The organism is Lactococcus sp. NH2-7C (assembly GCF_029953655.1).
In the GTDB taxonomy this organism is placed as follows: Bacteria; Bacillota; Bacilli; order Lactobacillales; family Streptococcaceae; genus Lactococcus; species Lactococcus lactis.
The window spans coordinates 1635371-1652519 of sequence record NZ_CP124538.1; the positions used below are offsets into that span (position 1 = coordinate 1635371).

General features: G+C 33.7%; 18 protein-coding genes. All 18 read left to right on the forward strand.

Annotated features, from left to right (window positions below):
• Nucleotides 1-14: 14 nt before the first annotated feature.
• Complete coding sequence (locus QJV49_RS08300) at nt 15-305, forward strand: hypothetical protein (RefSeq protein ID WP_225512856.1); 291 nt, start codon at nt 15-17, stop codon at nt 303-305.
• 62 nt (nt 306-367) lie between these two features.
• Entirely contained in the window at nt 368-961 is a 594-nt protein-coding gene (locus QJV49_RS08305) for a dTDP-4-dehydrorhamnose 3,5-epimerase family protein (protein ID WP_225512857.1), read from the forward strand.
• On the forward strand, nt 961-1215 hold the full coding sequence (locus QJV49_RS08310) for a hypothetical protein (protein ID WP_225512858.1): 255 nt from the start codon (nt 961-963) through the stop codon (nt 1213-1215). The genes QJV49_RS08305 and QJV49_RS08310 overlap by 1 nt, the downstream gene beginning before the upstream one ends.
• A 41-nt stretch (nt 1216-1256) precedes the next feature.
• Nucleotides 1257-2309: a dTDP-glucose 4,6-dehydratase gene (gene rfbB, locus QJV49_RS08315; RefSeq protein ID WP_023190041.1), complete on the forward strand. Its 1053-nt coding sequence runs from the start codon at nt 1257-1259 to the stop codon at nt 2307-2309.
• A gap of 84 nt (nt 2310-2393) precedes the next feature.
• The gene (gene rfbD / locus QJV49_RS08320; RefSeq protein ID WP_058217796.1) at nt 2394-3293 is read left to right on the forward strand and encodes a dTDP-4-dehydrorhamnose reductase; all 900 of its coding nucleotides are present in this window, start codon (nt 2394-2396) and stop codon (nt 3291-3293) included.
• A gap of 133 nt (nt 3294-3426) precedes the next feature.
• Nucleotides 3427-4635, forward strand: a complete 1209-nt coding sequence (gene cps2T, locus QJV49_RS08325; protein ID WP_225512859.1) for a beta 1-4 rhamnosyltransferase Cps2T — start codon at nt 3427-3429, stop codon at nt 4633-4635.
• A complete protein-coding gene (locus QJV49_RS08330) occupies nt 4625-5563 on the forward strand; it encodes a glycosyltransferase family 2 protein (RefSeq protein WP_225512860.1) in 939 nt (312 codons plus the stop codon). The genes cps2T and QJV49_RS08330 overlap by 11 nt, the downstream gene beginning before the upstream one ends.
• A complete protein-coding gene (locus tag QJV49_RS08335) occupies nt 5564-6373 on the forward strand; it encodes an ABC transporter permease (RefSeq protein WP_031559109.1) in 810 nt (269 codons plus the stop codon).
• 14 nt (nt 6374-6387) lie between these two features.
• A complete protein-coding gene (locus QJV49_RS08340; protein WP_225512861.1) occupies nt 6388-7569 on the forward strand; it encodes an ABC transporter ATP-binding protein in 1182 nt (393 codons plus the stop codon).
• 28 nt (nt 7570-7597) lie between these two features.
• The gene (locus tag QJV49_RS08345; protein WP_225512862.1) at nt 7598-9640 is read left to right on the forward strand and encodes a rhamnan synthesis F family protein; all 2043 of its coding nucleotides are present in this window, start codon (nt 7598-7600) and stop codon (nt 9638-9640) included.
• The gene (locus QJV49_RS08350; RefSeq protein ID WP_225512863.1) at nt 9633-10985 is read left to right on the forward strand and encodes a DUF2142 domain-containing protein; all 1353 of its coding nucleotides are present in this window, start codon (nt 9633-9635) and stop codon (nt 10983-10985) included. Before QJV49_RS08345 ends, QJV49_RS08350 begins: the two co-directional genes overlap by 8 nt.
• Before the next feature lie 3 nt (nt 10986-10988).
• Nucleotides 10989-12227 carry a glycosyltransferase family 4 protein gene (locus QJV49_RS08355; RefSeq protein ID WP_031559113.1) on the forward strand — a complete coding sequence of 413 codons (1239 nt, stop codon included), beginning with the start codon at nt 10989-10991 and terminating at the stop codon, nt 12225-12227.
• Nucleotides 12228-12298: 71 nt separating this feature from the next.
• On the forward strand, nt 12299-13042 hold the full coding sequence (locus tag QJV49_RS08360) for a glycosyltransferase (protein ID WP_281449127.1): 744 nt from the start codon (nt 12299-12301) through the stop codon (nt 13040-13042).
• Between the two features lies 1 nt (nt 13043).
• Nucleotides 13044-13772, forward strand: coding sequence for a glycosyltransferase family 2 protein (locus QJV49_RS08365; RefSeq protein WP_031559115.1), 729 nt, complete (start codon nt 13044-13046; stop codon nt 13770-13772).
• A complete protein-coding gene (locus QJV49_RS08370) occupies nt 13772-14170 on the forward strand; it encodes a DUF2304 domain-containing protein (RefSeq protein ID WP_032947689.1) in 399 nt (132 codons plus the stop codon). The genes QJV49_RS08365 and QJV49_RS08370 overlap by 1 nt, the downstream gene beginning before the upstream one ends.
• Before the next feature lie 9 nt (nt 14171-14179).
• Nucleotides 14180-15226 carry a glycosyltransferase family A protein gene (locus QJV49_RS08375; protein WP_225512865.1) on the forward strand — a complete coding sequence of 349 codons (1047 nt, stop codon included), beginning with the start codon at nt 14180-14182 and terminating at the stop codon, nt 15224-15226.
• Nucleotides 15227-15232: 6 nt separating this feature from the next.
• The gene (locus QJV49_RS08380; RefSeq protein ID WP_225512866.1) at nt 15233-16159 is read left to right on the forward strand and encodes a glycosyltransferase family 2 protein; all 927 of its coding nucleotides are present in this window, start codon (nt 15233-15235) and stop codon (nt 16157-16159) included.
• Entirely contained in the window at nt 16156-17142 is a 987-nt protein-coding gene (locus tag QJV49_RS08385; protein WP_031559119.1) for a glycosyltransferase, read from the forward strand. Before QJV49_RS08380 ends, QJV49_RS08385 begins: the two co-directional genes overlap by 4 nt.
• Nucleotides 17143-17149: the final 7 nt, after the last annotated feature.

A 17149-nucleotide genomic window follows, 5' to 3' on the forward strand; every position in this document is an offset into this window, starting at 1 on the left:
AAGAAGGACAATCAATGCTAAAAAATATTTGGGAATGGTTTTTATGGTTTACTGGTGTGACTGACGCAGGTTGGTCAGCGTGGTGGGGCGGATTTTTCAGCTGTTTGCCACTTTTTGGTGTCTTTGCTGTTGTTTGGCGAAGACTAAAATGTCATGCACCAGGTTGTCATCGAATTGGACTTCATCGTACGGCTGATGGGCTTTATGTTCTATGTCGAAAGCATCATCCAGATGTACCTGATGACTTAACGCTCGAACACATTCAAAAATCACACGTCAATGCAAAAGCAAAAAAAGATGAGTGACTGAATGAAGTTTAGCATTGTCTTGAATAAACTTTGAAAATAGTGATTAGAAAGAAAAAAATATGACTGATAATTTTTTTGAAAAAACATTGGCTGCACGAGAAATCAGCCAAATTCCTGGGATGTTAGAATTTGATATTCCAGTTTATGGTGATAATCGTGGATGGTTTAAAGAAAATTTCCAAAAAGAAAAAATGATGCCACTTGGCTTTCCAGAAAGCTTTTTTGTAGAAGGAAAATTACAAAACAACGTAAGTTTTTCTCGTAAAAATGTTTTGCGTGGTCTCCACGCTGAACCTTGGGATAAGTATATTTCTGTCGCTGATGGCGGAAGTGTTTTAGGCGCATGGGTTGATTTACGTGAAGGAGAAAATTTCGGTCATGTTTATCAAACTGTGATTGATGCAAGTAAAGGAATTTTTGTTCCACGTGGTGTTGCTAATGGGTTCCAAGTTTTGTCTGACACAGTTTCTTATAGCTATTTAGTTAATGATTACTGGGCACTTGAACTTAAACCTAAATACGCTTTTGTGAATTATGCTGACCCAACTTTGGGAATTGAGTGGGAAGATGTTGAAAATGCTGAAGTTTCTGAAGCTGATAAAAATCACCCATTATTGAAGGATGTAAAACCTTTAAAGGCTGATAAACTCTAATGTTTGCGATTCATTTACGAACAAAAAAACGTTTAGAATACTGGCAAGTTGAAAAAAATACGGACAGACCGAGTTGGGCTGAACAGGCATTTACTGACGGAGGCTTTTCTTGGAATGATAAATCGCTGTCAGTAAAAAATGTGGGTGGTTTACTCAAAATGACAGTTCCTATTGGCGATTATTTGGTCTTCAATGGAAAATATTTAAAAGCTGTGCCAAAAGCAAAATTTGTCAGAGAATATCGAGTGAATTAATTTTCAAGATTTACTAATAAACAATCAAAAAAGGAAAAAACATGACTGAATTTAAAAATATCGTTGTGACAGGTGGAGCGGGATTTATTGGCTCAAACTTTGTACACTATGTTTATAACAATCATCCAGATGTGCATATCACAGTTTTGGATAAATTAACTTATGCAGGAAATGTTAATAACATTAATATGTTATTTGACAGCGGACGTGTCGAACTTGTTGTTGGTGACATTGCAGACCCTGAAATTGTTGATCAAGTGGCTTCTAAAGCAGACGCAATTGTTCACTATGCAGCTGAAAGCCATAATGATAATTCTTTGAAATCTCAAGATGAATTTATCCAAACAAACTTTATCGGAACTTATACTTTGATTCAAGCGGCTCGTAAATATGATTTACGTTTCCACCATGTTTCTACTGATGAAGTTTATGGTGATTTGCCTTATCGCGAAGATTTGCCAGGTCATGGCGAAGGTGAAGGTGAAAAATTTACTGACAAAACACCTTACAATCCATCAAGTCCTTACTCTTCAACTAAAGCTGCTTCTGATTTGATTGTTCGTGCTTGGGTACGTTCATTTGGGCTTAAAGCAACAATTTCAAACTGTTCAAATAACTACGGACCATTCCAACACATCGAAAAATTTATTCCTCGTCAAATTACTAATATTCTTTCAGGAATCAAACCAAAACTTTACGGTGATGGAAAAAACGTTCGTGACTGGATTCATACAGAAGACCATTCATCAGGTGTTTGGACAATTTTGACTAAAGGTCGTATGGGCGAAACTTACCTTATCGGTGCAGACGGTGAAAAAAATAACAAAGAAGTTCTTGAAGATATTTTGACTCGTATGGGCAAGGATAAAGACGATTATGACCGCGTAACTGACCGTGCTGGTCATGACCTTCGTTACGCAATTGATAATAGTAAATTACGTACAGAGCTTGGTTGGGCTCCAAAACATACTGACTTTGAATCTGGTTTACAAGCGACCATCGACTGGTATCGTGAAAACGAAAACTGGTGGAAAGCTGAAAAAGAAGCTGTTGAAGCAAAATATGCTGAAACACAAAAAGTTTTGGATAAATAAAATAATTTCCAATTATATTATCTAAAAGTTACTGACAGTAATAATGACAAATCTGTCAGTAAAAAATTAAAGATTGGAGAACAAATGATTTTAATAACAGGTGGAAATGGACAACTCGGAACAGAGTTGCGTCATTTACTTGATGAACGTGGCATGGCTTATACAGCAACAGATGCTAAAGAACTCGATATTACTGACGGCGTCGCTGTTGATAAATTCTTTGATGAAAATAAACCTGAGCTTGTCTATCATTGTGCGGCTTATACAGCTGTTGATAAAGCTGAGGACGAAGGTCGTGAACTTGATGAAAAAATCAATGTTGATGGAACTAAAAATGTAGCTGAAGCGGCAGCACGTGTTGGAGCAACACTCGTTTATATTTCAACTGACTACGTTTTTGGCGGAACTTTGCCAATTGGCCAAGAGTGGCCGGTTGATGCACCAAAAGCTCCTGAATCTGAATATGGACGGACCAAACATCTTGGTGAAGAAGCAGTTGTGGCTTCTGGTGTAAAACATTACATCATCCGTACTGCTTGGGTTTTTGGTTCTTATGGACCAAACTTTGTCTTCACAATGCAAAACTTGGCGACACGTTTTCCAGAATTAACCGTTGTTAATGATCAACACGGCAGACCAACTTGGACACGTACGCTTGCTGAATTTATGGTTTATTTGGTTAATGAAAAAGCTGATTTTGGTTTTTATCATCTAACAAACGATGCTGCGCCGGGTGAAGATGTGACTTGGTTTGATTTTGCCAAAGAAATCTTGAAAGACACAGATGTGCTTGTTAAACCTGTCGATTCAAGCAAATTCCCGGCAAAAGCAAAACGTCCATTTAATTCAACAATGAGTCTTGAAAAAGCAAAAGCGACAGGTTTTGTCATTCCAACATGGCAAGAAGCTTTAGCAAGTATGCTTGAAAAAGGCGATTTGCGTGAAAATAAAGATGGCGTAAAAGGCGAAATTAACAAAAAATAATGACTCTGTCATTAAAATAAACTAATTGAAAATTCTGTCAGCGACCTGCAAAAGCTCGTCAGTACTGACAGAATTCTCATTTTGAGAGGCTGAAATAATCACTAAATAAATTTTAGTGAGTAAAAGGAACAACATGAAAAAACACGTTTTTATCATTGGTAGCCGTGGCTTACCAGCGAAATATGGAGGGTTTGAAACATTTGTTGAAGAACTCGTCAAACATCAAAATAATAAAAATATAAAATATCATGTAGCTTGTCAAAGTGAGAATTCAGACATGGCACTACCTGGAGAACATTTTGACTATCTTGGAGCAGATTGTTTTGTTATTAAGTTACCCAAAATTGGTTCAGCACGTGTGATTGCTTATGATATTTTAGCCATTAATGCGGCACTTAAATATTGTAAAAAAGAAGAAATCAAAGAACCTATTTTTTATATTCTTGGGAATACAGCAGGCGGATTTATAGGTCATTATGCCAATAAAATCCATAAACTTGGTGGAAAATTATTTGTCAATCCTGACGGATTGGAATGGAAAAGAACTAAATGGGCAGCACCAATTCGTTCTTATTTGAAATTTGCTGAGAAAAAAATGGTGCGATATGCTGATTTGATTATTTCAGATAACGCAGGAATTAAAGAATATTTAACAGGTGAATATGGACAAGTTGAATCAGAAGTGATTGCTTATGGAACAGAAAAGTTCAAGTCCGATTTGACAGAATCAGAAACTCTGGTAAAATATAAAGTTAATGATTATTATTTGATTGTAGGGCGTTTTGTGCCTGAAAATAATTATGAAACGCTAATTAGAGCTTTCATGAAAAGTTCAACTAAACGAGACCTTGTGATTATTACTAATCACGAAGGCAATGCTTACTTCAAAGAATTGCGTGAAAAAACGCAATTCGACAAGGATTCACGGATTAAATTTGTTGGAACAGTCTATAATCAAAACGAATTGAGATATATTCGTGAACATGCCTTTGCCTATTTACATGGTCATGAGGTTGGGGGGACAAATCCTGGATTGCTTGAGGCCATGTGGTCAACAGCGGTCAATGTTGTTTTAGGAGTTAATTTCAACAGGACGACTGCGGGTGATTCTGTCATTTATTTTGACAAGGAAAATTTACTGACAACTTTGTCAGAAGTTGAAGATTTGACCCCAGATGAAGGTCAAAGATTACACGAAAAAGCTCAGGCAATTATCGAAGAAAAATATACTTGGGAGCATATTTGTGCTCAATATGAGGACCTTTTCGCTCCTAAGTTTACTGATGAGTCTGAGCCTTTAAGAAAAATGGAGAACCTGGCCAGAGGCGGAGATGAGAGTTAATATTTTAATGTCAACCTACAACGGCGAGAAGTTCGTCGCTGATCAGATTGAGAGTATTCAAAAACAAACTTATACTGACTGGAATTTAATCATTCGTGACGATGGTTCAAGTGATAGGACCTGCGAAATTGTTGAAGATTTTGTCAGTAAAGACAACAGAATTAAATTAATTCGAGCTGAAAATGTTGGGGTGATTAAATCCTTTCATGAGCTTGTAACAGATAATAACAATGCTGACTTCTATTTTTTTGCTGACCAAGATGATTATTGGTTGCCAGAGAAGCTGTCAGTAATGCTAGAAGAAACTAAGAAACATGATAATAGTAAACCGGTTATGTATTATACAGATTTGAAAGTTACTGACAGAAACCTTAATGTGACTTCGGAATCCATGATACGCAGTCAGTCTGACCATGCAAATACAAAACTTGTTCAAGAATTGACCGAAAATACGGTCACAGGCGGAGCGAGTATGATTAATCATGAGCTTGCACAACTTTGGCAAAGTACAAATGATATTATTATGCATGATTGGTATTTGGCAATTGTAGCAGCTGCACTCGGCGAGTTAGTTTATATTGACCAACCTACTCATCTTTATCGTCAGCACGATTCTAATGTTTTGGGAGCAAGAACCCTCTCAAAACGGATAAAAAAATGGATACACCCAAACTTATGGTTTGAAAAATATTGGTGGCTCATTACAGCCAGTCAAAAACAAGCTCAAAAATTGCTGACAGAAAATTTATCACTAATGTCGGAAGCTGATAGAGCACTTGTCAGTGATTATGTCAATATTTTAAAGCAACCAAAAGCAGAGCGTCGACAAATTCTTGACCGATATAATTTACGTAAAAACAAAAATTATCATACAAGGATTTTTCGCACACTTATCATCACAAAATTTGCATATAAAGGAAAAAAATAAATGAATTTCTTCAGCCGTAGGAATCAAATTCTACTCAAAGAGCTTGTAAAAACTGACTTTAAATTAAGGTATCAAGGATCTGTTATTGGATACTTATGGTCAGTTTTGAAACCTATTTTACTCTTTGTAATTATGTACTTAGTGTTTGTACGTTTTATGAGATTTGGAGCGAGTACCCCTCACTTTGCTGTAGCGCTTTTATTAGGGATTACGGTTTGGAATTTCTTTGGGGAAGCGACAAATGTTGGAATGTTATCCATTGTCAGTAGAGTCGATTTATTAAGAAAGGTCAATTTTTCGAAACCTGTCATTATCTTCTCAGTAGTTATAAATGCTTTGATTAATCTTATTATTTCCCTTATTGTTGTTTTGGGATTTGCAATTATCAATGGTGTTTCTTTTAGTTGGAATATCATTTTTGTTATTCCCTTACTTATTGAATTGATTCTGTTTACTACTGGATTAGCTTTTATTTTATCAACATTATTTGTATATTTTCGTGATTTAGGACCCATTTGGGAAGTGATAATGCAGGCAGGATTTTATGGAACGCCAATTATATACCCAATCACACAAATCTCTACCCACCATTTATTTGTTGCAAAAATTCTCATGCTTAATCCAATGGCTCAAATTATTCAGGATTTACGTTATATCTTGACTTTTAGTAACAATACAAATCCAACACTTTGGCAACTTTGGGATCACTCTTGGATTATTATACTTCCATATCTTATACCAATTTTCGTTTTTGTTTTTGGATATTGGTTTTTCATGAAGCATGCGAACAAGTTTGCTGAAATTATTTAATAAGGAGTTAAAAAATGTCTGAAATTGCAGTAAAAATAGATCATGTCAGTAAATATTTTCGACTCCCTACCGAAAGTTCAACAAGTCTTCGTACTACCTTAATCAATAGGCTTCGTGGAGTTAAGGGATATAAAGAACAACACGTATTAAAAGATATAAACTTTGAAGTAGAAAAAGGGGATTTTTTTGGTATCGTAGGTCGAAACGGTTCCGGAAAATCAACACTTTTAAAAATTATTTCACAAATTTATACGCCAGAAAAAGGGAATGTAACTGTTAATGGAAAACTAGTCAGTTTTATTGAACTTGGTGTAGGATTTAATCCAGAACTTACTGGCCGTGAAAATGTATTTCTTAATGGAGCTATGCTAGGCTTTTCTCCGGAAGAAATAGGTGAAATGTACGATGAAATTGTTGAATTTGCCGAACTTGGTGAATTTATGAATCAAAAATTAAAAAATTATTCCAGTGGAATGCAAGTTCGACTGGCATTTTCTGTTGCTATAAAGGCAAAAGGAGATATTCTTGTTCTCGATGAGGTTTTGGCTGTCGGGGATGAAGCTTTTCAACGCAAATGTAATGAATTTTTTGTCGAAACCAAGAAAGATAAGTCAAAAACAGTTATTTTAGTGACGCATGATATGAGTGCTGTGCAGCGTTATTGTAATAAAGCAGTTTATATTTCTGATGGCTTTGCCGCTGAAAATACAGATGTTCAACATGTAACTAATCTTTACTCAGCTGATAATTTGAAAGTAACACAGCATGCTGAGCATGATGCTCTAGCTGATAGAGTTTGGCTAACTACTGATTCTGAAACTTTATTAACAAAAACAAATGATAAGCTATCTTTCAGGGTACATTTTGAAGCAAACTCAGAGCAAACCAAAGCAGAAAAAAGACTTTATCTATCATATTTTCTTTATGATGCTACTCGAGGAGGGGCAGCTTATGAATCTCCAGCACAAGAAGTTAAAATTGGCGAGAGTATTTCTGCAGAAATTCCGATGGAAAATTTTCATAATACAGAATTTCAGTTAGGGGCGACGCTTCGCAAAGATCCATCCGATTGGGAAAATGATAACCCATTATCTCAAACAGAGGTTATAGCAGTGACTCAACCTGGTGAGGATATTCGATTTATCTATCGTAATCCTGAAGATAAAGAGGCAGCTAGTCTTCTGAAGACGCTCTGAAACAATAAAAGGAAAGGAGGTAAAAACAGTGCCAACAAATCTTGAACGAATGAAATATGTTTTAACTAAAAATCCGGGGCTATTAGTTAAAGCACCAGGCAAAATCTTGCGAAAGACTCAGGAATATTTTCATCCATTAAAAAGTTTACAGCTGCAAATAAATAAAAATAAACGTAAAAAGACTCGTCGATTAAACAATTATGAAAATCCTAAACGAGTATTAATTTATGTAATTTATGAAAATCAACCTCAACTACAATCCTACAAATTGTTTTTCTTAAAAGCTCTCGCGGACCTTTCTGATAAAGTTTTAATTGTTTTAAATAGCACTCTTGCTGACACTGATGTTAAAAAGTTAGAAAAGTTTGGTCAAGTAATCAATAGAGAAAATACAGGCTATGATACGGCTGCCTTTCGCCATGGAATCTTACTTTTAAAAGATGAATTAGCGGACTTTGATGAACTACTTTTGGTTAATGATACCAACGTTGGTCCAATGACGGATCTATCAGCAGTTTTTCAGAAAATGTCTACTCAAAAATTAGATTTTTGGGGGATATCTTACGGTGAAAAACAAACAGATTTCACAGGTTTTAACCCCTATGGTGCTATCCATGAACATCTACAATCCTATTTTTTAGTAATTGAAAAGAATATGTTCCAAACACCTGAATTTTTACAGTATTGGGAAGATTTAACTGATACAGATTCTCGGAATAAAGCAATTGGAAAACACGAGACGGTCTTTACCAAATATTTTTCAGATTTAGGTTTTATTCATGGTGCCGTTGCTGGAAATAATGAAGATTCTGCTATGTATATTCATCCATTAACAATGCTCAAAAAATTTGATGTTCCGCTAGTTAAGTACACAGCGTTTTCAAATGATACAGATGATAAGTTTGCATGGCAGGGGTTAGAAAGAAAAACAGAAGTACCTGATTTAATTAATTATATTAAAAGTGAAACAGAGTTTCCGAAAGAAATTCTTGATGAAGTAATTAACACCATTAAACAGGCTCCTCATCCTGAACACATTTTAATAATAGATGGAGTTGAAAATCAAATTCCGCAATGCACTAGGTATCGCGTCATTAATAAAGCCGAGCAGCTTCGAAGCTTCGGTCATGAGGTTTGGACTGTTAATGCCAGTGATTTTCAAATGGGCTACGCAGAATACGCGAGTCAGATTATCATTTATCGTGCCCCTTATAGCGAACAATTTAAGCAATTGATTGAACTAGCTCATAAATATAACAAACCTGTTTTCTATGATATTGATGACTTGGTCTATGATACTGGTTATACAGATCAATTAGACTACGTAAAAACATTAGGTAAACAAGAGAAAGAAGCCTATGACTCGGGTGTAAGAAGTTATGGTAAATTAATGAAGTTATGTGATGCTTTTATTACCTCAACAACCGATCTAAAAAATGAGTTAATAAAATTAGGAAAACCGGTTTATCTTAATCGAAATCTAGCAAGCGTAGAGCTTATCTCAATCAGCGAACAAGCCATCTCTAAAACTATCAAAGAAAAGAAAAAAATAAAAATTGGATATTTTTCAGGTTCAATTACACATAATGAAAACTTTGATTTGATTATGCCCGACATTTTGCGAATTTTAAAAGAATTTCCACAAACAGAATTACATTTAGTAGGTCATTTAACAATACCAGATGAAATGAAACGCTACAAAGAGCAACTTGTCATTCATGATTTCCTAGATTGGGTACTTCTACCTTCTTTGGTTGCAGATATGGATATCAATCTTGCACCGCTAACTGATACCGTGTTTAATCGCGCAAAATCTGAAATTAAATGGTTAGAAGCAGCTTTAGTAGGTGTCGCTACAGTAGCAAGTGATATAGGAAGTTTTTCTGAAATCATAACTAATGAAACCACGGGCGTTCTAGTAGCTGATGGGATGTGGTATGAACAGTTGAAGGATTTGGTTGATAATAAAACTAAATTGGAAGTTTTAGGTACTAATGCTAAAAGAAAAGCAATTAGTACTTATAAAACAACGGAACATAAGGATGAATTTATAGAGGCAATTCATGGCTAAGTTAAAAAATATTAAAATTACTACTCTTTTTGTCAGTTTTTCATTATTTTTTGGTTTGATAGCAGCCATAATTATGCCGGTTGCTTCCGTGCCTGATGAAACATATCATTTTAATATAAGTTTTAATGAGTTTCTTAGCAATAAAGAGATGGAGAAAAATGTTGAAAATACCCCATCTAAGCAGCGACTTTTAGGGGCTGAAGACTTATTTGCTATTCGAGATACATCAGTCGCTGGTAGTGCAGATGATTTATTTAAACTTAGTTTTACACGTAAAGTGGAAGTTTTAGAACAGTCCCATTTTCGAATTAAATTTAATAAAGAGAGCCTACTACATCTTCCCCAAGCTCTAGGAGTTTTACTTGGATACCTGATCTACCCAAGTTATGGTTTAATGTTTTTTTTAGGAAGAGTATTTAACTTACTTTTTTATATAGGGTTGATTTATATTGCAATTAAAAAAGCGGCTTTCGGGAAGCTCTCTATAAGCGTAATTGCTCTCTTTCCTATTACTATTCAGCAAGCAGCCTCACTCTCCTATGATACAACACTTTTTGTAACTGTATTTCTTGTATTTTCATTAATGACAAGAATTTGGTCAGGACAACATAAAATTTCTTGGAAGTGGGTAATCTACTTTCCTTTAATATTATTAGTGCTTTATTTGACAAAAAAATCTGCATTAATTTTATTATCGCTCCTGTTGACACTCCCCACAACATTCTTTAATAATAAAAAAATCCAGACTTTGAGTCATCGTTTTTGGAATTTTTGGAATAAACACAAATGGTTAGTTCTACTTGTGTTAGTTCTTGGAAGTTTTGTAGTATTCCGTTTTCTCTTTCAATCTCACGGAGGTTTTATGAGATGGGCACACATTATGTTTAATACTTATTTTGCAACGTGGATAAACGGGAATTTAGACCCTATAATTGTATCAGGTATGGTAGGAGCCTTTAGTGCATTCAGTTACCGTTTGCCAGAATGGCTCATTATCCTGACTTTTGTTATTTTGTCATGGCTAATGCTGAGTGATAAAAAAGTTAAAATAGATAATCGAGTAGTTTTCATCAGTAGTTGTATTTTTATTTATAATATACTTCTTACTGGAACGATGATGTACCTTGGCTGGACTGGTGGTAAAGGGAACGTAAGTATTGGCGAGCAGGGACGTTATTACACACCGTTTCTAATTTATTTACTTCCGCTTTTCATGAAAATTTCTGAGAAAGTAAAAGTAGAAATAACTGGAACTCACCGAAAATTAATGGCTTTTGGATTATGTTTTGTAAACTTATCCCTATTCATTATATTGACGATTATATTCTGGTTTTCAAAAGGTTAATTTATGAAAAATATTTTATTTGTTTCCCCAACAGGTACACTAGATAATGGGGCAGAAATTTCAATATTTGAGTTGCAAAAGCAGCTTAAATCACAAGGCTTTAACGTTGTAAACGTGACTCAAGCCTCAGGAGATAAACCATATATAGAAGCTTTTGAAAAAGCTGGTATTAAAAATTACATGTTAAATGCGGTAAAGTGGTGGTGGGAAGATGCACCGGGTCCTATCCAAGGAACTGAAAGGGAACTTTATCACTATTATCGCGAACATCTTAATAAAATTCAAAAAATCGTTGACGATGAAAAAATTGATTTAATAGTTACTAATTCTGTAAACATGTTCCAAGGAGCTTTAGTCGCAGCAATTAAAAAACTTCCACATTTTTGGATTATTCACGAATTTCCAGAAGGTGAATTTTCATATTATTTAGATAAACTGGATTTTATTAATGAATACTCAACAGAAATTTTTGCGGTTCAAGGACGCCTCCAAGAAAAACTACAAAATTTAATTCCCAATCGTAAAATCTATGGTTTTTATCCTTATACCCAAAGCACAAATGAAAATTTACGAGAAGGAGATAAAACTCGTCTTGTATCAGTAGGGAGATTAACAGAACGTAAAAATCAACTGGAATTAATTGAAGCTTTCCATAGATTAGACGATCCAGAAGTTGAATTAGTACTAATCGGAAACTTTGATAAAGATTATAAAGAAAAAGTTGTCAACTTTATTAAAGAAAATAAAATTAAAAATATAACTCTTGCTGGGCCCAAAGCTCAACCATGGTCAATGGTAACAGACAAAGATATTTTCATTGGTCCATCAAAAATGGAAACCTTTGGATTAGTTTATGTAGAGGCTTTACTACATGGAGTTCCCAGCATTGTTTCAAGTAACCCAGGTCATCTGTCAGCATACGATATTTTTGGGTTTGGGCAATTCTATGATAGTGGCGATGTGAATCAACTAACAAAATTAATTTCAAATACCTTGAACAATTTTGATTTAGAAAAACAAAAGTCTTTATCGGTTTTGAAGGATATTAAAGCTATTTATTCAGTAGAAAATGCTTATCAAGAAGTTATAAAACTTTTAGAAGTAAATTACGAGTTAAATAATCAGAGTATTAGGCATTTGGAAAAAATATTGACGACTAATGATAATAACTCTGAAAGTTTTATTGCGAAAGCTAAATACATGATTAAAAATGCGCTCATTAAAATGAGGATATTACGATGAAGTTGACAATCTGTCTAGTTGCATATAGTACAAAATTTACTGAAACTGTAAGTTATAAGCAACTAAATAATATGAAAAGTTCTATTAAAGAATCTCTAAATGTTATTATCTTTGATAATGGTTCAATCAATTTTTCAAGTGAAAAAAAGCCAAGTGATTTTTCGTCTATTGTATATTATTATAATCAAAATAATGAAGAGCGTGGGACAAGAATAGCCTACCAATATGCTTTGCAAGAAACAAAAGATGAGTGGTTTATGCTGTTAGACGATGATACAAGGATAACGGAAACCTATATATACAAAGTATTTGAAGAGTTAGGGCACTCACAAGTCAGTGCTATTTGTCCACAAATTTTTGATAAAGAAATCCAAATATCTCCTACATCTAGTGAAACAATAAAGAATTTGAAGTATCCTAAAAAAGCTGGCAATTACGATGAAGATATTACTGGTATTTCTAGTGGGCTTGTCTTATCAAAATTATTCATGACAAAAATAGGAGGATTTACTAATGAATTTCCTCTTGACTACCTAGACCATTGGATTTTTTGGCAATTAAGAAGACATCATCAAATTATTAAAGTGATTGATGAAAAGATTTATCATCAACTTTCAGTGCAACGTTTAGAAGAATTATCAAAATCAAGATTTGTAAAAATTTTTACAGCAGAATACTACTACTATAAAAACTATCAGCCCGAGCATCTCTACTCAATTAGAAAGAAATATGTTAGAATGATAGTTAAAGGTTGGCTTAAGGGGAATACTTTTCCTGCAAAAGCACTCATAAAAATAATACTAGGAAAGAAATAAAATGGTAGAACCAAAAATATTATTAATTATACCAGCTTATAATGAATCCGAGGGAATTACGCAAGTTGTTCAGAAGGTTGAACAATATCGCATAAAATCAAAATATATGATTGATTATATTGTTATCAATGATGGTTCTACGGACAATGAAGAAGAAATACTTAGAAAAAATAAAATTAATCATGTTGAATTGATTCAAAATCTAGGTATTGGAGGAGCAGTGCAGACAGGATATAAGTATGCATTGGAAAAGGGCTATGACATTGCCATTCAGTATGATGGAGATGGACAGCATGATATTGAGAGCCTTCCCTGTCTGATTGAACCATTGTTGAGCGGAGTAGCGGATTTCACAGTGGGTTCACGTTTCCTAGAAGATAGTAATTCAGAATTTCAGTCCTCGACTACGAGGCAAATAGGAATTAGAATATTATCTGCTTTAATATTCATGACTTCAAAAATAAGAATAAAGGATGTTACAAGCGGATATAGAGCAGCAAATAAGAAAGTCATTTCACAGTTTGTGGGTCGCTATCCAAGTCAATATCCTGAACCTGAGAGTTACATGCATTTATTTGCAAAGAACATTCGTGTAAAAGAGGTGGGAGTGCGTATGTTTGAAAGAGAAACCGGGACATCTAGCATTAATTTATTTAAAGGAATGAGCTATATGATAAGTGTATCTCTCGCTATACTCTTTTCTGCAATTATGGGAGGTAAGAAATCATGATGCCGTTACCATTAAGGATTTTAGCCATTATATTGGCCGTTCTCTTTTTCATCTATACCATTCGACTTATTCGAAAAAATCTTGCTGAAGTTCGTCACATGCTTAAATGGTTTATTCTTGCGCTAGTTATATTATTTGGTGCAATTTTTTCAGAATTTGCTGCAAAAATCGCTTATGCATTAGGAGTGACAACATTAACTTCCTTTGCACTTTTTGTGTTGGTTGGAATGCTTCTTGTTATTTCAATACGCTATCAAATCTCTCTAATAGCAGCAGAAAAGCAAATTAAAACACTAATTCAAGAAGTTTCGTTATTGCGTAAAGATATGAAAGACACAGAACTAGGAAATAATGAAACAAAGAAAAAAGTAAGCCACATAAATAAAAATTTGGAGTAAAATAATCAAGTGAGTAAAATTTTAACAGTAACAATACCTTCGTATAACACAGAAAAGTACATTGATGAATGTCTACCATATCTTATTGATGAACGGATTATCTCAGATATTGAGATTTTAATCGTTAGTGATGGGTCAAAGGACAATACAGTATCTGTTGCACAAAAATGGGCAGATAAATATCCTGATTCAATTCGTGTAATTGATAAAGAAAACGGAGGACACGGTTCAACTATAAATCGTGGAATCTTAGAAGCAACTGGTAAATATTTTAAAGTTGTAGACGGAGACGATTGGGTTGTAACTGAAAATTTTGTCAAGCTGGTTGATTATTTGAAACAAGTAGAAGTTGATATCATAAATAATCCATATTTAGAGCATAATGAAGAAACAACAGTAGAAACGCCTATGATGAATCTAGAAATTTCTGCAAGAAATATTGTTGAGCATGATCAGGTGGTTGAACAAATTAAAATTCCACCAATGCATACCATCACTTATCGAACATCAATTCTAAAAGATAATGAAATAAAAATTGATGAAAAAATGTTTTATGTGGATGTTGAATATATTTGCTATCCTTTGCCCTTTGTTAAAACGTCAGTTTATTTAAATTTTCCTGTGTATGTCTATCGCACGAATTCGGGGACACAGTCTATGGCAATTAGCAATATGGTTAAAAATCGAGCAATGCATTTGACGATGACAAAACATATTTGGAATTTTATAACCAAATTACCAAAAGAGACAAGTCCTACTGTGAAAAAGGTACTAACTCAACGTTTCTCGGAATTAATTATTGCTCAATACGTAATCAATTTATCTATTCCTAATAGAACTGAAAGAAAATCTGAAACATCATCTTTTACTACATTTTTAAAAGATGAAAACGTCTTAAACAACAATGAAATTCTTTCTCTATCAAAACTTCTGATACGAACAAATGGTAGCATTATTAAACCTGCTGTGACTATGAGAAATAGTCTACAGTCTAATAGAACTTGGCAAGTTATTGAACGAAGCATTCTAAATTCAATAAAAAGGATGAAAAAATAATAAATTATGGTTACTGTAAACATTCTACTTTCTACGTATAATGGTGAAAAATATTTATCTGATCAAATTGAAAGTATCCTGAATCAAACTTTTAAAGGCTGGACATTGTTGATTCGTGATGATGATTCTAGTGATAGTACAGCTGAAATTATAAAAGGATATGAGTCGAAAGACGCCCGAATCAAATTTATTAACAAAAATAAAATAGAGAACATCGGGATACATAAATCGTTTAAAAGTTTGGCAAAGTTTTCTGATGCAGATTGGTATTTTCTGTGTGACCAAGATGATGTATGGTTACCTAATAAAATAGAAAATATGCTAAATTATACCGGAGAAAAATCAGAAGAAGCTAAGTTAGTTTACTCTGATCTAACAACTGTTGATAGTAACCTTAATATTATTTCAGAACGCATTCGAAATAGCAAAGGGCATGAGGCACCAATTTTAAAAGATTATCTTCTTCAACCAACTGTTACTGGATGCGCAGTAATGTTTAACAGAAATTTAAGAAATTATTGGCTGTTAGAAAAGAAAATAATCGGTTTACATGATAGTATGCTAGGATTTTTAGCGGCTTCTTTAGGAAGTTTAGAGTTTATTAATGAAAGTTATACGCTATATCGACAACATTCTGAAAATGTCGTAGGGTCTAGTACTGTTTCAGGAATTCACGCCATTTTACAATCTTTTTGGGGACAAAATCAGCTGATGAATGCGAGAGCATGTGATGTCCTGGAAACTTTTTCTTCAATTAGTGATAAAAACAAAAAAGTTTTGAAAGAGTTTACAAAGTTAAATCATGTTGGCTTATTGGGACGGTTTAAAGTAATAATAAAGTATAGGTACAGATACAGCTTAGGTGGTAAATTGTATTCCTTATTCGGAAATCTTTTGCTACTGAGTAATATAGGGAATAAGGGAGTCAAGTGAAAAATTTAACACCTCTAATTAGTGTAATTATTCCGATTTATAATGCGGAGCTTTATTTAAACGAATGTTTAAATTCGGTATTCCAACAAACATATAAAAATTTAGAAATTATTTTAATTAATGATGGTTCAAGTGATGGGTCACAAGCAATTGCAGAACGGTATGGTGAAAAAGACAAACGATTTCGTATTGTTAACCAGGAGAGTAAGGGAGTCTCTGCTGCTAGGAATAGAGGATTAGATCTTGCGTGTGGTAAATACATTATGTTTTTGGACTCGGATGATAAAATAGCATTGGATACAGTTGAGGAACTCTTGTTGCCGATTAATGGTAAAAGTCGTATATTTTCAATGGCAAAGTATTCTACTCGAGACGTTCTAAAAGATGATCATGAAGAAATACATGCCACTTCGGTTAAAGGAAAAATTATAGATCGGATAAAGGCTGTACAAACATCGGAATATCCCTCATTTAGCCCTTGGGGTAAATTATACAGTCAAGATATATTTGAAACTGTCCGTTTTCCCAATTTATCAATTCATGAAGATACAGCAATAATTTTACCGTTAATAGATTATGTAGATGAGGTTGTGCTTATCGACCAATCATTATGGTATTATCGACAAGTAAAATCTAGTATAACAAATATAAAAATATCAAAAAAGAATTTTGATATTTTTAAAAAAAATAAGATGCAAATAGATTTTGCTAAAAAGGAACATCCTGAAATCTTAGATTATGTTTATAGATTATGTATGAATGAAAATGATTTCGTGATGGGGAAGTGTCTGAAAGACAATTCTGAACTCTCTCAAAGATTATTTCAGTTATGTTTTGAACAAAATAGAGAATTAGCAGAAAAGACAAATCACAGGAAATTTTTATATCGATATGTCTTTGTTTATCGCTCTATTATGTTGCTAACAAATATAATATTAAAATCAGATATTATAAGAGGGATAGCTAAAAAGTTTCTGACTTGAAAGGTTA

What these genes read in the sequence shown, in the direction of transcription:
- QJV49_RS08365 (WP_031559115.1), top strand. Translation starts at nt 13,044, where the DNA reads ATGGTAGAACCAAAAATATTATTAATTATACCAGCTTATAATGAATCC.
- QJV49_RS08340 (WP_225512861.1), top strand. Translation starts at nt 6,388, where the DNA reads ATGTCTGAAATTGCAGTAAAAATAGATCATGTCAGTAAATATTTTCGA.
- QJV49_RS08370 (WP_032947689.1), top strand. Translation starts at nt 13,772, where the DNA reads ATGCCGTTACCATTAAGGATTTTAGCCATTATATTGGCCGTTCTCTTT.
- QJV49_RS08310 (WP_225512858.1), top strand. Translation starts at nt 961, where the DNA reads ATGTTTGCGATTCATTTACGAACAAAAAAACGTTTAGAATACTGGCAA.
- QJV49_RS08355 (WP_031559113.1), top strand. Translation starts at nt 10,989, where the DNA reads ATGAAAAATATTTTATTTGTTTCCCCAACAGGTACACTAGATAATGGG.
- rfbB (WP_023190041.1), top strand. Translation starts at nt 1,257, where the DNA reads ATGACTGAATTTAAAAATATCGTTGTGACAGGTGGAGCGGGATTTATT.
- QJV49_RS08305 (WP_225512857.1), top strand. Translation starts at nt 368, where the DNA reads ATGACTGATAATTTTTTTGAAAAAACATTGGCTGCACGAGAAATCAGC.
- QJV49_RS08380 (WP_225512866.1), top strand. Translation starts at nt 15,233, where the DNA reads ATGGTTACTGTAAACATTCTACTTTCTACGTATAATGGTGAAAAATAT.
- QJV49_RS08350 (WP_225512863.1), top strand. Translation starts at nt 9,633, where the DNA reads ATGGCTAAGTTAAAAAATATTAAAATTACTACTCTTTTTGTCAGTTTT.
- QJV49_RS08335 (WP_031559109.1), top strand. Translation starts at nt 5,564, where the DNA reads ATGAATTTCTTCAGCCGTAGGAATCAAATTCTACTCAAAGAGCTTGTA.
- cps2T (WP_225512859.1), top strand. Translation starts at nt 3,427, where the DNA reads ATGAAAAAACACGTTTTTATCATTGGTAGCCGTGGCTTACCAGCGAAA.
- QJV49_RS08330 (WP_225512860.1), top strand. Translation starts at nt 4,625, where the DNA reads ATGAGAGTTAATATTTTAATGTCAACCTACAACGGCGAGAAGTTCGTC.
- QJV49_RS08300 (WP_225512856.1), top strand. Translation starts at nt 15, where the DNA reads ATGCTAAAAAATATTTGGGAATGGTTTTTATGGTTTACTGGTGTGACT.
- QJV49_RS08360 (WP_281449127.1), top strand. Translation starts at nt 12,299, where the DNA reads ATGAAAAGTTCTATTAAAGAATCTCTAAATGTTATTATCTTTGATAAT.
- rfbD (WP_058217796.1), top strand. Translation starts at nt 2,394, where the DNA reads ATGATTTTAATAACAGGTGGAAATGGACAACTCGGAACAGAGTTGCGT.